16 protein-coding genes and 1 tRNA gene are annotated in these 16,332 nt (G+C 68.1%); 8 read left to right on the top strand and 9 right to left on the bottom strand.

What is annotated here, in order from left to right:
• Positions 1-24: 24 nt before the first annotated feature.
• The 4 genes from BLT64_RS14180 to lptF are packed head-to-tail and all read right to left on the bottom strand — an operon-like array spanning position 25 to position 6,008.
• Positions 25-1,383, bottom strand: coding sequence for a peptidylprolyl isomerase (locus BLT64_RS14180; protein WP_260154932.1), 1,359 nt, complete (start codon positions 1,381-1,383; stop codon positions 25-27).
• Complete coding sequence (locus BLT64_RS14185; RefSeq protein WP_011747239.1) at positions 1,328-3,742, bottom strand: LPS-assembly protein LptD; 2,415 nt, start codon at positions 3,740-3,742, stop codon at positions 1,328-1,330. The genes BLT64_RS14180 and BLT64_RS14185 overlap by 56 nt, the downstream gene beginning before the upstream one ends.
• On the bottom strand, positions 3,742-4,863 hold the full coding sequence (lptG, locus tag BLT64_RS14190) for an LPS export ABC transporter permease LptG (protein WP_011747240.1): 1,122 nt from the start codon (positions 4,861-4,863) through the stop codon (positions 3,742-3,744). Before lptG ends, BLT64_RS14185 begins: the two co-directional genes overlap by 1 nt.
• On the bottom strand, positions 4,860-6,008 hold the full coding sequence (lptF, locus tag BLT64_RS14195) for an LPS export ABC transporter permease LptF (RefSeq protein WP_011747241.1): 1,149 nt from the start codon (positions 6,006-6,008) through the stop codon (positions 4,860-4,862). The genes lptG and lptF overlap by 4 nt, the downstream gene beginning before the upstream one ends.
• Before the next feature lie 129 nt (positions 6,009-6,137).
• Between lptF and BLT64_RS14200 the strand changes: the two genes are divergently transcribed.
• Both BLT64_RS14200 and BLT64_RS14205 read left to right on the top strand, forming a co-directional pair.
• On the top strand, positions 6,138-7,739 hold the full coding sequence (locus BLT64_RS14200; protein WP_011747242.1) for a leucyl aminopeptidase: 1,602 nt from the start codon (positions 6,138-6,140) through the stop codon (positions 7,737-7,739).
• On the top strand, positions 7,739-8,188 hold the full coding sequence (locus tag BLT64_RS14205) for a DNA polymerase III subunit chi (RefSeq protein WP_011747243.1): 450 nt from the start codon (positions 7,739-7,741) through the stop codon (positions 8,186-8,188). The genes BLT64_RS14200 and BLT64_RS14205 overlap by 1 nt, the downstream gene beginning before the upstream one ends.
• Before the next feature lie 53 nt (positions 8,189-8,241).
• Here BLT64_RS14205 and BLT64_RS14210 read toward each other — a convergent pair whose 3' ends face one another.
• Both BLT64_RS14210 and BLT64_RS14215 read right to left on the bottom strand, forming a co-directional pair.
• Positions 8,242-8,817 (bottom strand): retropepsin-like aspartic protease family protein, encoded by a 576-nt coding sequence (locus BLT64_RS14210; protein WP_011747244.1) that lies wholly within the window; start codon positions 8,815-8,817, stop codon positions 8,242-8,244.
• Positions 8,817-9,428 (bottom strand): MarC family protein, encoded by a 612-nt coding sequence (locus BLT64_RS14215; protein WP_011747245.1) that lies wholly within the window; start codon positions 9,426-9,428, stop codon positions 8,817-8,819. The genes BLT64_RS14210 and BLT64_RS14215 overlap by 1 nt, the downstream gene beginning before the upstream one ends.
• Before the next feature lie 166 nt (positions 9,429-9,594).
• Between BLT64_RS14215 and BLT64_RS14220 the strand changes: the two genes are divergently transcribed.
• The 5 genes from BLT64_RS14220 (at position 9,595) to BLT64_RS14240 (ending at position 12,357) form a co-directional block, all read left to right on the top strand.
• Positions 9,595-9,873: a twin-arginine translocase TatA/TatE family subunit gene (locus tag BLT64_RS14220; RefSeq protein WP_011747246.1), complete on the top strand. Its 279-nt coding sequence runs from the start codon at positions 9,595-9,597 to the stop codon at positions 9,871-9,873.
• 18 nt (positions 9,874-9,891) lie between these two features.
• Entirely contained in the window at positions 9,892-10,395 is a 504-nt protein-coding gene (tatB, locus tag BLT64_RS14225; protein ID WP_011747247.1) for a Sec-independent protein translocase protein TatB, read from the top strand.
• Entirely contained in the window at positions 10,396-11,238 is an 843-nt protein-coding gene (tatC, locus tag BLT64_RS14230; RefSeq protein WP_011747248.1) for a twin-arginine translocase subunit TatC, read from the top strand. It begins immediately after the preceding gene.
• Positions 11,231-12,073, top strand: a complete 843-nt coding sequence (locus BLT64_RS14235) for an ATP-binding protein (RefSeq protein WP_011747249.1) — start codon at positions 11,231-11,233, stop codon at positions 12,071-12,073. The genes tatC and BLT64_RS14235 overlap by 8 nt, the downstream gene beginning before the upstream one ends.
• A gap of 207 nt (positions 12,074-12,280) precedes the next feature.
• Positions 12,281-12,357: transfer RNA gene (locus BLT64_RS14240), tRNA-Met, on the top strand.
• A 264-nt stretch (positions 12,358-12,621) separates the two neighbouring features.
• Here the strand turns inward: BLT64_RS14240 and BLT64_RS14245 are convergent.
• The 3 genes from BLT64_RS14245 to hmgA all read right to left on the bottom strand — a co-directional run bounded on the left by BLT64_RS14245 (position 12,622) and on the right by hmgA (position 15,724).
• Positions 12,622-13,671 carry a linear amide C-N hydrolase gene (locus BLT64_RS14245; protein WP_011747250.1) on the bottom strand — a complete coding sequence of 350 codons (1,050 nt, stop codon included), beginning with the start codon at positions 13,669-13,671 and terminating at the stop codon, positions 12,622-12,624.
• A gap of 27 nt (positions 13,672-13,698) precedes the next feature.
• Positions 13,699-14,037 carry a hypothetical protein gene (locus tag BLT64_RS26415; protein ID WP_011747251.1) on the bottom strand — a complete coding sequence of 113 codons (339 nt, stop codon included), beginning with the start codon at positions 14,035-14,037 and terminating at the stop codon, positions 13,699-13,701.
• 325 nt (positions 14,038-14,362) lie between these two features.
• Positions 14,363-15,724: a homogentisate 1,2-dioxygenase gene (gene hmgA / locus BLT64_RS14250; RefSeq protein ID WP_011747252.1), complete on the bottom strand. Its 1,362-nt coding sequence runs from the start codon at positions 15,722-15,724 to the stop codon at positions 14,363-14,365.
• Between the two features lie 142 nt (positions 15,725-15,866).
• Here hmgA and BLT64_RS14255 point away from each other — a divergent pair, with 142 nt between their 5' ends.
• Positions 15,867-16,298, top strand: coding sequence for a MarR family winged helix-turn-helix transcriptional regulator (locus BLT64_RS14255; protein WP_011747253.1), 432 nt, complete (start codon positions 15,867-15,869; stop codon positions 16,296-16,298).
• The last annotated feature ends 34 nt before the right edge of the window (positions 16,299-16,332 follow it).

A 16,332-nucleotide genomic window follows, 5' to 3' on the forward strand; every position in this document is an offset into this window, starting at 1 on the left:
GCGCCCCCGGCGTCTCAACCGGGCTTACGGCCGGCGGATGATCGCATTGGCGCGCAACTCGGCCAGGTAGTTGTCGGCCGCCTGCCCGACCTTGCGGCTGAAGATCTGGCCGCGCATCTGCTCGCGGTCGGGCAGCGCATCGGGATCGGGCGCAGCACCCTCTTCGCCTTCGGCGGTCACCGGCACCGGCGCCTCTTGCGCATTGCCTGCCAGCAGTGCGGACTGGCGCTTGCACAGCATCAGGATCTCGGCCGAGCCGCCCTGGCTGACGATGGTCGATTCGTTGTCGTCCAGCACCGCCAGCCGGATCGCCTCGGCGGTCGGGATCTGGCCCTGCGACAGGGTCTGGCGCTGGATCTGCTCGGGCGGCAGGTTGCGGGCATGCACGAAAAGATCGGCGCATGTGTCAGAAAGTGCGGCGATCCGGTTCGCCTCGGCGGTGCTGGCCAGGCGAAAGCGCACATAGTCGAGCACCTGCTCCTTGGCGCCCGGCCGCAGCGTGCCGCGGCTGTCGCGCAGATAGAACAGCACCACTGCGCCCTCGACCGTCAGGGGCTGGCTGATCTGGCCGTTCTGCATCGACAGGATGATCGGCCGCAGCGAGGGCGGCAGGTTCTCAAGCGGCGCCCAGGGCAGGCGGCCGCCGTTCTCGGCCGAGGGAGTCGCCGAATGCTGCCGCGCCGCGGCCGCGAAATCCGCCTCGGAACGTACGCTCTGCACCAGCGATTCCGCAAGGCGCATGGCCTGCGCCTCCTGGCCGGGCGGGGCGGGAATGATCAGTTCGGACAGGGCGACATGGGTGATGCGCGGCGTCTCGATCACCCGCTGCATCTCCTGGTCCAGTTCGGCGTCGCTGACCTGGACCTGCGGCACGAGGCGCTGGCGCACCAGTTCGCGCCAGACCACGCCGGCGGCGATGAAGTCGCGGAAGGTCTGCTGTTCGACCCCGGCCTGGGCCAGCGCACGGGTAAATTCCTCGACATCCATGTTGGCGCGGCCGGCGAATTCGGCCAGGCCGGCATCGATCTGGGCGTCGCTGGCGGCAATGCCCATCTGGCGCGCGGCAAAGAGGCGCAAGCGGTCGTCGATCAGCGCCTGCTCGGCCGAGGCGCGGTCGCCATCGGGCGCGCGCAGGATCTGCAGGAAGCGCATGCGCTGGTCCAGCTCGTATCGGGTGACGACCGAATCGTTGACATAGACCAGCGGCTGGAACGGATTGCCCTGTGCAAAGGCCGGGGCAACCCCGCCTGCTGCCAGCATCGCGGCCATGGCCGCCCCCAGAAGAATTCGCCGCATCAGCTCCCTCGCCGCATGGTTTCGCCGGACATTAGCGCAGGCAGGCGCGGCGCGCCACCGTTCCCGGACCGGGCTTTTGCTGGCCAAAGCCGCCCAGCCGGATGCCCAGATCGAAGCGGGTGTCCGGCCGCACCTCGCCCAGCGAGGTAAAGCGCCGCTCGACCGACATTTCCACGGTTATGCATTCGTTGCGATATTCCAGCCCCAGCTGCGCCTTCTGCGCGCGGTCGGCGGTAAAGTCGTAGCGTGTCTCGGTCGTGGCCCACCAGCCCTGCGCCAGCTGCCAGCCCCCGGCCATGGTCAGTTCGGAAACGTCGCTTTCGCGATTTTCGCTTTCATCCGAATCGAGCCAGAGATACCCGGCCGAGACCTGCAGTCCCGGCTGGAACCAGCCCAGACGCAATTCGTTGCGGCTGATCGAGAAGCTGTCGTCAAACAGCGCCCGGTTCGCGATCGCCAGCCCGTTCGCGCCGGAATAATGCGCCGCCAGCAGCCAGTCCGAGCGTTTCTTGCCCTGCGGGCCGGTGAAATCCGGGCCGTCCGGGCCGGCAAAGGCAAAGGCGGGGTCGGGTTCGGTGCGAAAGACGCGGCCCGCGGTCAGGCCGATGGACCAGCCTGCCGGATCGATCCGCGTCCAGCCGACGCCCAGATTGGCGCGGAGGCCGGATTCGCGCGCGTCCCAGCCGGGAAAGCGGTTGAGCGAGAAAAGGTTGCCCTCGTCGAACTCGATCAGCCGGCTGTCCTCGTTCGGGACGTCGTCCTCGGCTTCGCGTTCGGGCGACCAGACGAGCTGCGCCACCGGCTCGATGATATGGGTCACGCTGCCTGAATGGCGCGCCAGCGGCCAGCGCAGCTCGACCGCCAGCGTCGGATCGGCCCGCATCACCCAGTCGTCGTACTCGCTGTCCTGGGTGATGCGGTAGAAATCGGCGTTCACCTGAGCCTGGGCGGCGCCGACCAGGCCGCCCGGCAGGATCTCGCTGCGTTGCCAGCCCAGCATGACCGAGCCGCGCGCCATGTCGCGCCCGTCACGATCCTGGCTGGACGAGCGGCGATGGGCGTGCAGCGACCATTCCAGGCTGGCGATGCCGCCGATCCGGCCAGGGGTCCAGCGCCGCTTCCACAGCGCGTCGGCGACCACCGAGGGGGCGAATTCCTCGGCTTCGTCGTCGCGCAGCGATTCGTAATTGCCGATCCGCGCCATGACCATGCGGTCGCGGCGCACCCGGTCCAGCGTCAGCCCGCTCCACAGCCGGTCGGCGCTGGAGATGTCGTAATCCAGCAGATAGGCGCGGTTGCTGGCCATCTGGATCTGCAGGCCCAGCATGTAGCCGCGCGGCAGTTCGAAGCGCGCGCCGCCGAACAGATAGCCGCGGGTCTCGCCCTCCTCGATGTCGTCGCGCGAGATGGCGCCGTTCCATTCCATCGCGCCGTTGCTGAAGGCCTGGCGATAGCGCAGCTCCAGCGTGCGGGTGCGCGAGGTGGCCACATAGGGCGTCAGCGTGATGTCGGCATGTTCGCCCAGCGTGATGAAATAGGGCAGCTTGATGCCGAAACCCAGCCCCGAGGTGGTGCGGAACTGCGGCCGCAGAAAGCCGGTCATCCGCTCGACGGTGGGATCGGGCGCCGTCAGCCGGGGCAGGCTCGCGATGGGCATGCCGAGCGCGCGGAACTGCGGGCGGTCGAAATGCAGCGTGTTCGTGCGCGCGTCATGGGTGATGGCGCGGGCGCGGATCTCCCATAGCGGGAACGGGTCCTCGGCGCAGATCTGGCAGCTGGAGGCGACGACGTTGTCCAGCCGGGTGACGGCGCCGTTTTCGCTGCGGCGCATCTCGCGCGCGGCCATCTGCATCTCGCGCGCCAGCACCAGCCGGGCGCCGCGCAGGATTCCGTCCTGCATGTTCGGGTCCAGCTGGGCGCTGTCGGCGACCAGGATGGTTTCCTGGGGCGTGCCCGCCCGTGCGGGTTCGGTCAGGTGGATCGGCCCCTCGATCACCGCCGCGCCGGTTTCGTTGTCGTAGATCACGCGCGAGGCGATCAGCCGCGCACCGCGATACCAGATCACCACCCCGCCCGAGGCGGTCAGCCTGTTGTCCGCGCCCAGCGTGACCTGATCGGCCAGCAGCGTGGCCGGGCTGCCTTCGCCCTCGTCTTCGCTGCCAGTGATACGTACCGCGCCGGGCCGTGCGGCGATGCGCGGCGTATGCGACGCCTCGGTGCCGTCGGCATAGCGGGCATTGCTGTCCAGATCCTCGGTCGGGGCCAGCGCGGGGCCGGCCGGGGCCTGCGTCCCCTCTTCGGACTGGCCATAGATCGGCAGGGTCTGACCCTCGGGCGTCAGGCTTTGCCCCAGCGCCAGGCCCGGCAGGAATGCCGCCAGCAGCGCGGCGCGTGCCGCCGTTCCGGCCGCCTGGCGTCCGTGTCGTCCCTTGTGCCTGCGTGCCATCAGCCGTCCTCCAGCCGCAAGAGCGCCCCAAGGGCGAAAAGCAGCGCCACGATGGGCGGCGCCCAGCCGGCCAGGGCCGGCGGGATGCCGCCATTGTCGCCCAGCACCTGCGCCAGGTTGCGCAGGAAGAACAGCCCGATGCCGCAGCCAAAGGCGCCCAGGACCAGCAACCCCATCCTGCGCCCGCGCATGTGGCGCATGGTGAACACGGCCGCAATGGCGATCATGGCCGCCAGCAGCAGCGGCCGGGCCAGCTCCATCTGGAACCAGACCTTGTGGCGCTGGGCCGAGAAGCCCGCCCGCTCCAGCCCCTTGATGAAGGCGGGCAGTTGCCAGACCGGGATCGCCTCGGGCCGGCCGAAACTGTCGCGGATGCGGGCGGCGGTCAGGTCGGTGGGCAGTTCCAGCCGCGGCGCGGTGCGGGCCATGGTCTCGGGATTGGGTTGGGTCAGCGGCCATTCCTTGATGTCGGTCAGCTCCCACGCACCCTGCGTCAGCCGGGCCGTGGCCGCGTCGATGCGCCGGGTCGGGCCGGTATCGGGCGCGAATACCATGAAGGTCGCATCGTAAAGCGTGGTGGCGTCGGGGCTTGCGCGGCTTGCCCGGATCACGACCTGGCCCGAGGTCTCGTCCCCGTTCCCGTTGCGCGTCGGCAGCGCCTGGCGCAGCCAGACCGCATTGTCGCCGACGCTGACGGTCTGGCCGCCGCCGCTGCGCATCTGCGCGACCGCGTCGTCATAGCGTTTCGTGGTCGCCGCCACCACCGGGTTCAGCACCGCCACCGCCAGCATCCCGGCCAGCGCCGCGGTCACGGCCGGTGCCGCCAGCACCCGGATGCCCGAGCGCCCCGAGGCGCGGATCGCCACCAGTTCCGAACTGCGCGACAGGTTCAGAAACAGCGCGATCCCCGCCAGCACGGTGATCAGCGGCAGGATGGAATAGAAACTGGCGGTGATGTTCAGGAGCGACAGCCCCGCCGCGCCCGAAAGCCCGATATTCTCGTCCGAGAAGCGGCGGATCTGCTCGACGATGTCGATCAGGAACAGGATGGCGCCGAAGATCGCCGCGATCATCACCAGCATGCGCAGGAAGCGCCGCGCGACATAGGTCGAAAGGATCATGCCGCCCCTCCTTTCGCTGCCGGCGTGCTTGACGGGTTGCGCAGTCGTCGCGGTCGTGCGGCAAGCCACAGCACGGCGCAGCAGATCGCCGCCCCGACCAGCGGCGAGACATAGATCAGCGGCCAGCGCGAGGCATTGCCGGCGACCTGGTTCTCGGCCGCCGTGCTCAGGAACTGCACCACGATCAGGGCGACCACCGCCCAGACCACCTGCCGCCAGACCCCGAAGCGGCTGAAGCCGCCCAGAAGCAGCATGCCAAAGCCCAGCAGCGCCGCCACCGGCGCCTGGAAGGGCTTGGCCAGCCGCTCATGCGCCTCGGCCAGGGCGCGGTCGCGGGTGGCGCCGGTCGCGGCCAGCAATTCGGGATCGGGGTCCAGCAGCCGCAGGGTCGAATAGGCGCGCAGGTCGCGCTTGCGGCTCTCTCCGGTGTCGATCAGCGTGCCGAGGTCGTAGGCCAGTTCGGAAAACCGCGTCACCGACAGGCTTTGGCGGTTGCCCGCATGGCGCAGGTTCTGCACCATGCCCTGCATCATCACCAGCCGCGGCCCCTCGTCTGTCCTGACCAGCAGCGCCTCGGTCGAGGTATAGGTGGTCTGGCTGTCGGGATTGCGGGCGTCCTCCAGGAAGAAATCCACCAGCCGCCCGTCCGCCGCGATGTCGCGGATGTAAAGCGTCACCCCCCGGACCGGATACTGGAACGCGCCGGCGCGCAGGAATTGCGCGGTGACGTTCTGCGCGATCTCGGCCTGGCGGTCGGCCAGCCGTCCGCGCGCCATGGGCACGACGGCATGGACCAGCAGCGCCACCATCAGCGCGACCAGCACGCCGAAGACCAGCACCGGCCGTGCCATCCGCCAGGGCGACATGCCGGTCGCCTGCATCGCCACCAGCTCGGATTCCGAGGACAGCCGGTTGGTGCCATAGGCGCTGGCCGCGAAGGCCGCGATGGGCAGCACGACCGAAATCACCAGCGGCAACGTTAATGCGGTGAATTCCAGCACCACCAGTGCCGTCTGCCCGTCCGAGATCAACTGCTCGAACAGCGAGACGGCGCGGTTGATCCAGTAGACCGAGACCAGCACCAGCGCAAAGAACCCGAACAGGGTCATGAATTGCGACAGGATGTAGCGGTCGATGCGGGGCATGGGGGCTTTCGCGGGCTCGGACCCCGACTGATTAGCCGCTGCGCGACCGTTGGGAAAGCCCCGGCTCTGGTCAAGCCGCGCGGGCGTGACTAGTTTCCGCCAAGATGGAGCAACGCGAAGGGCAGGAACATGACTCATCCGGTCGAAATTTCCTTTACGGCGACGGATGTCGCGGGGCTGGCCGGGCGGGCCGGCCGCATCGCCATCCTGGTGCCGAAGGCCGGGCGGCTTCCCGCCGGTCTGCCGCGCGCGACGCGCGAGGCGCTGGCGCGGGCCGTCGAGTCGGAGGCGTGGAAGGCGGTCAAGCCCGGCAAGGCGCTGGAGCTGGCCTTTCCCGCCGGGCTGAAGGCCGAGGCGCTGCAACTCGTCCTGTTGCCCGCCGATGCCGATGTGGCGACGGCGCGCGCCGCGGGTGCGAGCATCGGCGCGAAACTGGGCAAGGCCGAGACGCTGGTCCTGGCCGGCAACCATGGCCGTGCGGCCGAGGTGGCGCTGGGGCTGGCGCTGCGGGCCTATGACTTCTCGGCCTACAAGACGAAGAAATCCGACAACGGTGCTGCTGCCGGGGGCGAGGCGCCGGCCGAGCCTGCCGCGACCACCAGCCGCACCGGCGCACCCGAGGATGCGCGCCTGTCCGACGCGGCCGGCGGGACCGAGCCGACCCCTGACGCGGGCTCGGGCGCCACGCCGCGCGGCCGGGTGATCTTCATGCACAAGGACCCCGAGGCGCTGGCGCGCGCGGCGGCCGACGGTGCCGCGCTGGCCGAGGGCGTGTTCTTCACCCGCGATCTGGTGAACGAGCCCGCGAACGTGCTGACCACCGGCGACTTCGCCGACCGCCTGCTTGCCATGCGCGAGCTGGGCCTGGAGGTCGAGGTGCTGGAAGAGGACGAACTGGCCAGGCAGGGAATGCGCGCGCTGCTGGCCGTGGGGCAGGGCTCCGAGAGCCCGTCCAAGGTCGTGGTCATGCGCTGGAACGGCGGCGGCGAGGCCGCGCCGCTGGCGCTGGTCGGCAAGGGCGTGGTCTTCGACACCGGCGGCATCTCGATCAAGCCCGCCGCCGGCATGGAAGAGATGACCATGGACATGGGCGGCGCGGGTGTGGTGGCCGGCGTCATGCGCGCCCTGGCGCTGCGCCGGGCGCGGGCCAATGTCGTCGGGCTGGTCGGCCTGGTCGAGAACATGCCCGACGGCCGCGCGCAGCGCCCGGGCGACATCGTGCGCTCGATGAAGGGCGACACGATCGAGGTCATCAACACCGATGCCGAGGGCCGGCTCGTGCTGGCCGATGTGCTCTGGTATGCGCAGGAACGCTTCAAGCCTGCCGCCATGGTCGATCTGGCGACGCTGACCGGCGCCGTCATCATCGCGCTGGGGCACGAGCATGCCGGGGTGTTCTCGAATGACGACGCCTTCGCCGCGGCGGTGCTGAACGCCGCGAAGGCCGAGGGCGAGGGCGCCTGGCGCCTGCCGCTGGGAGCGGGTTACGATAAGCTGATCGATTCGCGCCTGGCCGACATCAAGAACACCGGCGGCCGCCCGGCGGGCTCGATCACCGCCGCGCAGTTCCTGCAGCGCTTCGTGCGCGAGGACGTGCCCTGGGTGCATCTGGACATCGCCGGGGTCGCCTTGCCGCCCGCCGAAACCGCGCTGGCCCCCAAGGGCGCCTCGGGCTGGGGCGTGATGACGCTGGACCGGCTGGTGCGCGACCGCTTCGAGAAGCAGGGCTGATGGGTTCGGCCCTGTTCTATCACCTGACCCGCTCGGGTCCGGCGCAGCTCTTGCCGATGCTGATCGGCAAGAGCCTGCAGGCGGGCTGGCGGGTCGAGCTGCGGGGCAGGGACCGGGCGCGGCAGGTGGCGCTGGACGAGGCGCTGTGGCTGCGCGAGGGTTTCCTGCCGCATGGCCTGGCCGGCGGGCCGCACGACGCGCGCCAGCCGGTGCTGCTGACCGTCGAGGGCCAGGCGGCGGCGAATGCGGCGCGCTGCCTGATCGCGCTGGACGGGGCCGAGGTTTCCGGCGCGGAATGCCTGGCGCTGGAACGGGCCTGCCTCATCTTCGACGGCAACGACCCCGAGGCGCTGGAGCGTGCCCGCGCGCAATGGCGGGCGCTGAAGGCCGAGGACGTGGCGGCGGAATACTGGTCCGAAGCCGGCGGGCGCTGGGAGCGCAAGCAGTAGGCGCGGGTCTTCGCGAGCCTGCCCCAGCCCCTATCCGGGCAGGACGGGGCGGATCAGCGTTCGAGGATGAGCCGGTTGCCCTCGATGCTGACGCGGGCAAAGCGCGACAGGTAGGACATGCCCATCAGCGACTGGCTGAGATCGGCGCGCAGCACCACGGCCGGGACGCGGGTGTCGCGGATATCGCCGATGGCGACCGAATCGAGCAGAACGGTCGCGGTCTGGACGATGCCGTTCGCGGTGCGCGCCTGCCCGGCATAGGCAAGGCCGTCGGGGTCGATGCCGACCCGGGCCGCATCCCTGGGCCCAAGCGCAATGGTGCTGGCGCCGGTGTCGATGACAAAGCGCACCGGCGTGCCGTTCACCTCCGCCGTCAGGTGGTAATGGCCGTCATTGCCGATGGGCACCTCGATCCGGCCGCCTTCCAGCATGCGCGCCTGGGGCGAGACCGTGCCGCGAATATCGTCCCACAGCCCGGCCAGCGCCACGACGCCCAGGAAGATCAGCGCCCAGGCCGCCGCCTGCCGCAGCGCCTGGCCCGGCCGGCTGCGCAGCTCGACCAGCAGGAAGCCCCCGACCGCGACCAGCAGCAGCGCGAGATAGGCGAAGCGGCCGAACTCCTCGCCCATCAGACCAGCCCCGAGCCCTTGAGCCCGTCGATCACGAACTGGATCGACAGCGCTGCCAGCAGCATGCCGAAAAGCCGGGTGACGACCATGGTGCCGGTGCGGCCCAGCACATGGGCGATCGGCCCGGCGACGGCGAACAGCGCCGCGGCGATCCCCAGCACCGCCAGCATGACCCCATGGATCATCAGCGTGTGGGCGGCGCTCGCATCATGGCCGACCAGCAGGATCATCGTGGCCAAGGCCCCCGGACCGGCCAGCAGCGGCGTCGCCAGCGGAAAGACCGAAGGGTCGTCGTCATCGTCCCTGGCCTGGCCCTCGCGCCGCTCGGTGCGGCGTTCGAAAAGCATGTCGAGCGCGGTCAGGAACAGAAGCAGCCCGCCGGCGATGCGAAAGGCGGAAAGCGAGATGCCGATGCCGGTCAGGATCGCCTCGCCCGCAAGGCCGAAAAGCGTCATCAGCCCCGCCGCGATGGCCAATGCCCGCCAGCCGATTCGCCGCCGCCGCTGCGGCGTCATGCCACGGGTCAGCGCGATGAACAGCGGCGCAAGCCCCACCGGGTCGATCACGACGAACAGCGTGACGAAGGCGCTGATGATCTGGGTTATCTCCATATCGTTACTTTATTCCCCGGATTTCATGCGATGGAAAGCATGGCGGATTTTCCGCCGGGCTGCCATGGTTGGGAAGACAAGGGCTCGTTTGGGCTTTGCATTGCAATGGTCGAGGACTACATATGGCCCGTCAACGCCGGCACTGCCGGCAAGGAGTGGAAACGACATGCTGAACAACATCGGCCTTCCGGGGCTTTTGCTCATCGCGGTGGTGGTGCTGGTGCTTTTCGGGCGCGGCAAGGTTTCGTCCCTGATGGGCGAGGTGGGCAAGGGCATCACCGCATTCAAGAAGGGCGTCAAGGACGGCGCCGAGGAATATGACCGCGCCGCCGAGGACGCCAAGAAGCCCATCGGCCAGAGCCCGGCCGAGGACGCGACCCGCGCCCAGGCCCAGACCAACGAGGCCATGCGCGACGTCACGCCGCACGGCACCGACCGTTCGTAACCGGCGCGGGACATCGCAATGCTGGATATCGGCTGGAGCGAGCTGCTGCTGATCGGCATCGTCGCGCTGATCGTGATCGGGCCGAAGGATCTGCCGCATCTGTTCCATTCGCTGGGACGGATCACGGCCCGCGCCCGCTCGATGGCGAGAGAGTTTTCCAGCGCCATGGAAGATGCCGCCAAGAGTGCCGGCCTGGACGAGGCCGGCAACGCCTTGCGCGACGTCAAGTCGCTGACGTCGAAGAAGGCGCTGGGGCTGGATGCCTTGGAGCGCGCGGCCGATCGGTTCGAGAAATGGGAACCCAAGGCCCCCTCGCGCAGCACGCAGGCCGTGCCGGATCCGGGCGCGACCGGGCCCGAGCCCGGCGACGGCCCGAACCCGGCCGGCAGCCCCTCCGACAGCCCTGCCGCATCCGGGTCCGGGCCGGAGGCCGCGCCGGCGGCGTCGATCGCGGCCGACGATCACATACCCGGCCAGCGCCGCCTGCATGCGGTGCGCCGCTCCGATACGAAAGATCGCTGAGTGTCCGCGAAATCCGACAAGAACCCCGACAGCATCGACGACAGCTCGGCCCCGCTGATCGAGCATCTGGCTGAGTTGCGGACCCGGCTGATCTGGTCGGTCCTGGCCTTCGTCGTGGCGATGGTTTTGTGCTATACGGTCTGGAACCCGATCTACAACTTCCTGACCCGGCCGATCTGTCACGCACTCGAGACGCGTGGGCAGGAATGCGGACTGATCCTGCTGAAGCTTCAGGAAGGCTTCTTCGTCGCCATCCAGATTTCTTTCCTGGGCGGCTTCGTGCTGGCTTTCCCGATCATCGCCTACCAGCTTTGGCGCTTTGTCGCGCCGGGCCTGTATCGCAGCGAAAAGGCGGCTTTCCTGCCGTTCCTGGTCGCTTCGCCGGTGATGTTCATGATCGGCGCGGCCTTCGCCTATTACATCATCCTGCCCATGGCCTATGATTTCTTCCTGGGCTTCCAGCAGGGCCCGCTGGCCTTGCCCGACGATCCGGCGGCGGCCGAGCAGAATCCGCATCTGGCCGGGATCGTCTTCCAGGGCTCGGTCAGCGAATACCTGACGCTGACCACCAAGTTCATCCTGGCCTTCGGCCTGTCCTTCCAGTTGCCCGTGGCGCTTACGCTGATGGGCAAGGCGGGGCTGGTGTCTTCCGAGGGGCTGGGCAGCGTGCGCCGCTATGCCATCGTGGTGATCCTGATACTGGCCGCCATCGTCACCCCGCCCGACGTCATCAGCCAGATCGTGCTGTTTACTGTGATCTACGGGCTTTACGAGGTGTCGATCTTCCTCGTGCGCCGGATCGAGAAGAAACGCGAACTGGAAGAACGGGAAGCCGATGTCTGAAGAAGCCCTGTCGCGCATCGCCGCGGCGCTGGAACGCATGTCGCCGCCGCCCGCGGCCGAGCCGAGTTTCACCGAGGCGACCGCCTATGTCTGGCAACCCGATCCCGACCGGCTGGAGCCAGTCGCCGAGGTCAACCGCGTCGATCTGGTGCAGTTGATCGGCATCGACCGGGCGCGCGACACGCTCCTGGCGAATACGCTGCAATTCGCCCGCGGCCATGCGGCGAACAATGCGCTGCTCTGGGGTTCGCGCGGGATGGGAAAAAGCTCGCTGGTCAAGGCGGTGCATGCCGAGGCGGTGCGCCAGGGCCTGCCCCTGGTTCTGGTCGAGATCGCGCGCGAGGACCTGGGCTCGGTCGGGCGGCTGCTGGCGATCCTGGGCCGGGCGAGCGACCGCCGCTTCGTACTGTTCTCGGACGACCTGTCCTTCAGCCATGACGACACCCAATACAAGTCGCTCAAGGCGGTGCTGGACGGCGGCATCTCGGGCCGGCCGGCCAACGTGATCCTTTACGCCACCTCGAACCGGCGCCATCTGATGCCGCGCGACATGATCGACAACGAGCGTTCGACCGCGATCCATCCCGGCGAGGCGGTCGAGGAAAAGGTCTCGCTCTCGGACCGTTTCGGGCTGTGGCTGGGTTTCCATCCCTGTTCGCAGGACGAATACCTCGCCATGGTGCGCGGCTATTGCGACGCCTACGACCTGCAGATCCCCGAGGATCGGCTGCGTGCCGAGGCCATCGAATGGCAGGCGACCCGCGGCTCGCGCTCGGGCCGGGTGGCCTGGCAGTTCTTTACCGACCTGGCGGGACGCAGCGGGATTTCGGTCTGATTGCACGGGCTTTTCCACGCGGGTGGCGGCGGTTTTGGTCGCGCCGCCGCGCGTGTTTTTTTGAGTATTTTGGGGAACGAAGAAGCTGGCCGGCGGCTGTCGTGGCGAATGGGGCCGACTGCGCGGCAGGTTGGTCAAAAACTTTGACAAAGCTGCTTTCGGCCCCTTGACGCTCCCCGCCGCGCACCGTAAATCGCACGCACCCGTGGCGGAGTAGCTCAGCTGGTTAGAGCAGAGGAATCATAATCCTTGTGTCGGGGGTTCAAATCCCTCCTCCGCTACCACTTCCCCCCTTGCAGATGGATCCATGGCGCCCCGTTCGGGGGTGGCAGGAATGTCTGTGGGAATCGAGCACCTTTCGGTTTCACGCAGGCTCGTCCGATCCGGTGAACAGGTCCAGAGGGGCCTTCTGTGCAGCCCCCTGCCAATCCATCTTGGCGCAGCCTGCCGCCGCCTTTGCTGAAAAGCCGGTGACGCACCGGGTATGCGGCGGCGGCGCTCTGCGGCCGGCCGGGAACGGCGATCCTCGTCGGGGGCCTTGGCGCGGCCTAATCCGCCGGCTCGAAGGGGAAGGGCTCCGCATCGGCGAAGGCGTCCGAACTCTCGCCCGCATGGATCGTCGCCATGTCCACGCCCAGGTCCAGTTTGCGCACGGGCGCGCCTTCGGAAAAATCCAGCTCCTTCAGGTCGACCCAGAAGGTATTGGGCGAGATCGCCGATTCGACGTAATAGAGGCGGCTTTTCTGATCGGCCACGACCCGCCAGCGCGTGGTGGACAGGTTGGGCGCGTCGGGAATGCTGACGCCGTAGGGGACTGAGGCATTGCGCACCACGCTGAACACCGCGGAGGCGGCAATGCGCGGATCGTCGCTTTGCGCGACCATGTCGACATAGGTGCTGGCGCGCACGAAGCGGTCGGCGGCGCGGGTGGTCCCGGGGAGGGTCTCGCGTGGGTTCATCCCCTTCCAGTAATCGGTGATCGCCAGTTGCTGGTCATAGGGCGGGTCGTTCGTCATGACGCGATACTGGCGGCCGTGATGGATCTGCAATTCGCCGTCGATCCATTCCAGGATCGCACTGTCGCCCGTCGCATCCGACAGCGACAGATGCACCGTGGTCAGCTTGCCGGGCTGGGCGGGAACGTCCTTGGTCACCGTGTCGAAGGGATGCGCGCGCAGATATTGCACCGCCTCGTCCACGGTCGCGAAATTGTCCAGGAAGAACTGCGCCCAGACGGCCAGCGACATGCGCGGCGTCTGCCCGTCATCCTCGGGGTATCGCGACTGAAGCAGCCACAGCATGTTCGCCACCAGCCCCTCCTCGTTCATGCCGTCCACGGTCGAGATGTCATAGCCCGACACGACGACGCTGCCGTATTTCGAGACCCACTCGACCGAACGCGGCCCGGCCGCGCCGTCGCGTTTCATGCCCTTGGGAAACAGCCAGAGATTGCTCACCATCGGCATGCTCCAGTCCATGGAGCGGCCGGTCAGGACGCGCCCCTCCGGGCCGAGATAGGTCACGCGGGTGCAGGCCTCGGCCACGGGGGCCGTCAGGGTCGCGGTCAGCGCAAAGGCTGCGGCCAGTTTTCGAAACATCGTCCATCTCCGCTCAGAAACGCCAGGTCATGCCGAAAGCGGTTCGGCCATGGTCACGTCGAGCCGCGTGCCGCCGCTTTCATAGTCCACGTCCATTGACGAATAGCTGATGTCGCCCAGCAAGACGAGGCGATCCTTGCGGGCATGTCCCGACAGGAAAAGCGGGTTGTCCAGGTCGTCGAGGACATCGGAAAGGAACTTGTCGAAGGAAACCGAGGGCGCGCGTTGAATGGGGCCATATCCTCGCCCGATCCGGTGGGCCAGACATGGGGGCGGTCCGTCCGTTCCAGCGGTTTTCGGCAGAGGCAGGCGGCGCAGTCGGTCCGGGACAAGCGCTGTGGAGATGACGAGTGGATTTCGTCTCATGCCATATCCCCCGACCTGGGTCGTTCTTCCTGGTCAGGCGGCCTTTCATGGGTGACTATGGATCATCGCTGCCGGCAAGTCAGGCGAGATCGGCTTCAGGTTCGTGGGCTCCACCGTTGACGACCCGGCAGGTGGTAATGCCGGGCCTGGTTTCGTGGGCCGTGCCGTGCTCCCGGCGTCCGATGCTCTCTGGGCGGCTGGATGCTGCTGGCCTTTGCGGCGCTTTCGAGCCAGGACCGCAATAGAGCCACATCCGGCCTCCTTCTTTCTTGTGCAAATATCCCCGGCTCTCGGCCCTCGGCCCTCGGCCTTCGACCTTGGGGCCTCACTTGACGCCTGGCGTTCCGTCGAACTTCTTCTCGAGCCGGTTCCAGACTTCGATATAGTCCTTCTGCATCGGGGCCTCGCGCGCAGCGAATTCGGTGAGGTGCTGGGGAAAGCGGGTCTCGAACATGAAGCTCATGGTCTCCTCCAGCTTCTCGGGCTTCAGATCGGCGTTGCTGGCGCCCTCGAAGGCGTCGCGGTCCGGGCCGTGCGGCAGCATGCAATTGTGCAGGCTGATGCCGCCCGGCGCAAAGCCCTGCGGCTTGGCGTCGTAGATGCCGTAGATGTTGCCCATCAGCTCGGACATGATGTTCTTGTGATACCAGGGCGGGCGGAAGCTGTGCTCGGCCACCATCCAGCGCTCGCGGAACAGCACGAAGTCGATATTCGCCGTGCCCTCCTGGCCCGAGGGCGCGGTCAGCACGGTGAAGATCGACGGGTCGGGATGGTCGAACAGGATCGCGCCCACCGGCGAATAGGTGCGCAGGTCGTATTTGTAGGGGCAGTAATTCCCGTGCCAGGCCACCACGTCCAGCGGGCTGTGGTCGATCCAGGTCTCGTGGAACCGGCCGCACCACTTGATCACCACGCGCGAGCGCGCCTCGCGGTCCTCGAAGGCGGCGACCGGGCATTTGAAGTCGCGCGGATTGGCCAGGCAATTGGCGCCGATCGGGCCGCGGCCCGGCAGGTCGAACTTCTGGCCGTAATTCTCGCAGACGAAGCCGCGGGCCGGGCCCTCCAGCACCTCGACGCGGTAGACCAGGCCGCGCGGCAGGATGGCGATTTCCCGCGGCTCCAGGTCGATCACCCCCAGCTCGGTGCAGAAGCGCAGCCGGCCCTCTTGCGGGACCACCAGCAACTCGCTGTCGGCCGAGAAGAAATATTCGTCCTGCATCGAGCGGGTGACCAGGTAGACATGCGACGCCATGCCGACCTGGATGTTCACGTCGCCGGCCGTGGTCATGCTGCGCATGCCGGTGATCCAGGTCAGCTCCTCCTCCGGGACCGGGATCGGGTCCCAGCGATACTGGCCCAGGCTGACGATGTCGTCGCGCAGGTTCGGCGCCGTCTTCCAATGCGGCAGATCGATCGCCGCGAAATCGCCGGTATGGCGGACCGAGGGCCGGATGCGATAGCACCAGGTCCGCTCGTTCTGGCCGCGCGGCGCGGTGAAGGCGGTGCCCGACAGCTGCTCGGCATAAAGCCCGTATTCGCATTTCTGCGGGCTGTTCTGGCCCTGCGGCAGGGCGCCGGGCAGCGCCTCGGTCTCGAAATCGTTGCCGAAGCCGGGCATGTAGCCCGGATGCGTGCCGGTGGCGACGGCGGCGCGGGTCATGCCGGGGGGCAGGTCGTGCTGGGTCATGGGGCTCCTCCCTGCGGTGTCATTGCAGTTGCAACGATTATGTCATTGCGATGGCAACGATGTCAATGCGGATCTGCATCCGGGCCGATCTTTATTGCAGGCGCAACGGCTTTCTGCTGTTCTGCCGGCCAAGGAGAAGCGCATGTCATTCGATCTGGACCGGTTCCTGCCCTATCGCCTGTCCGTGGCGGCCGCGCGGCTGAGCCGCCGCTTTGCCGCGCTTTACGAGGCCGAAGCGGGGCTGAGCACGCCCGAATGGCGGGTTCTGGCGCATCTGGCCCATTCCGGCGCGGTGAGCGTGCGCGACATCACGGCGCGGGTGCATCTGGACAAGTCGATGGTCAGCCGCGCCGCCTCGCGGCTGCAAGAGGCGGGGCTGGTGCGGAAATCGGGCAACGCGGCCGACCGCCGGCTGGTCGCGCTGGAGCTGACGCCTGCGGGCCGGGCGCTGATGGCGCGGCTCGGCCGCATCGCCGAGGCCTTCCAGGCGGACCTGCTGGCCGAGCTGGGACCGGAGGCCGAAGCCCTCGACCGCGCCCTCGCCAAAATCGACCAAAGGGAAAACCGCGACTAAACAGGGCGAACAGCCGGCCCAGGGCGGGGGAACG

Origin of the sequence: Paracoccus denitrificans (assembly GCF_900100045.1) — a bacterium.
Lineage (GTDB): Bacteria > Pseudomonadota > Alphaproteobacteria > Rhodobacterales > Rhodobacteraceae > Paracoccus > Paracoccus denitrificans.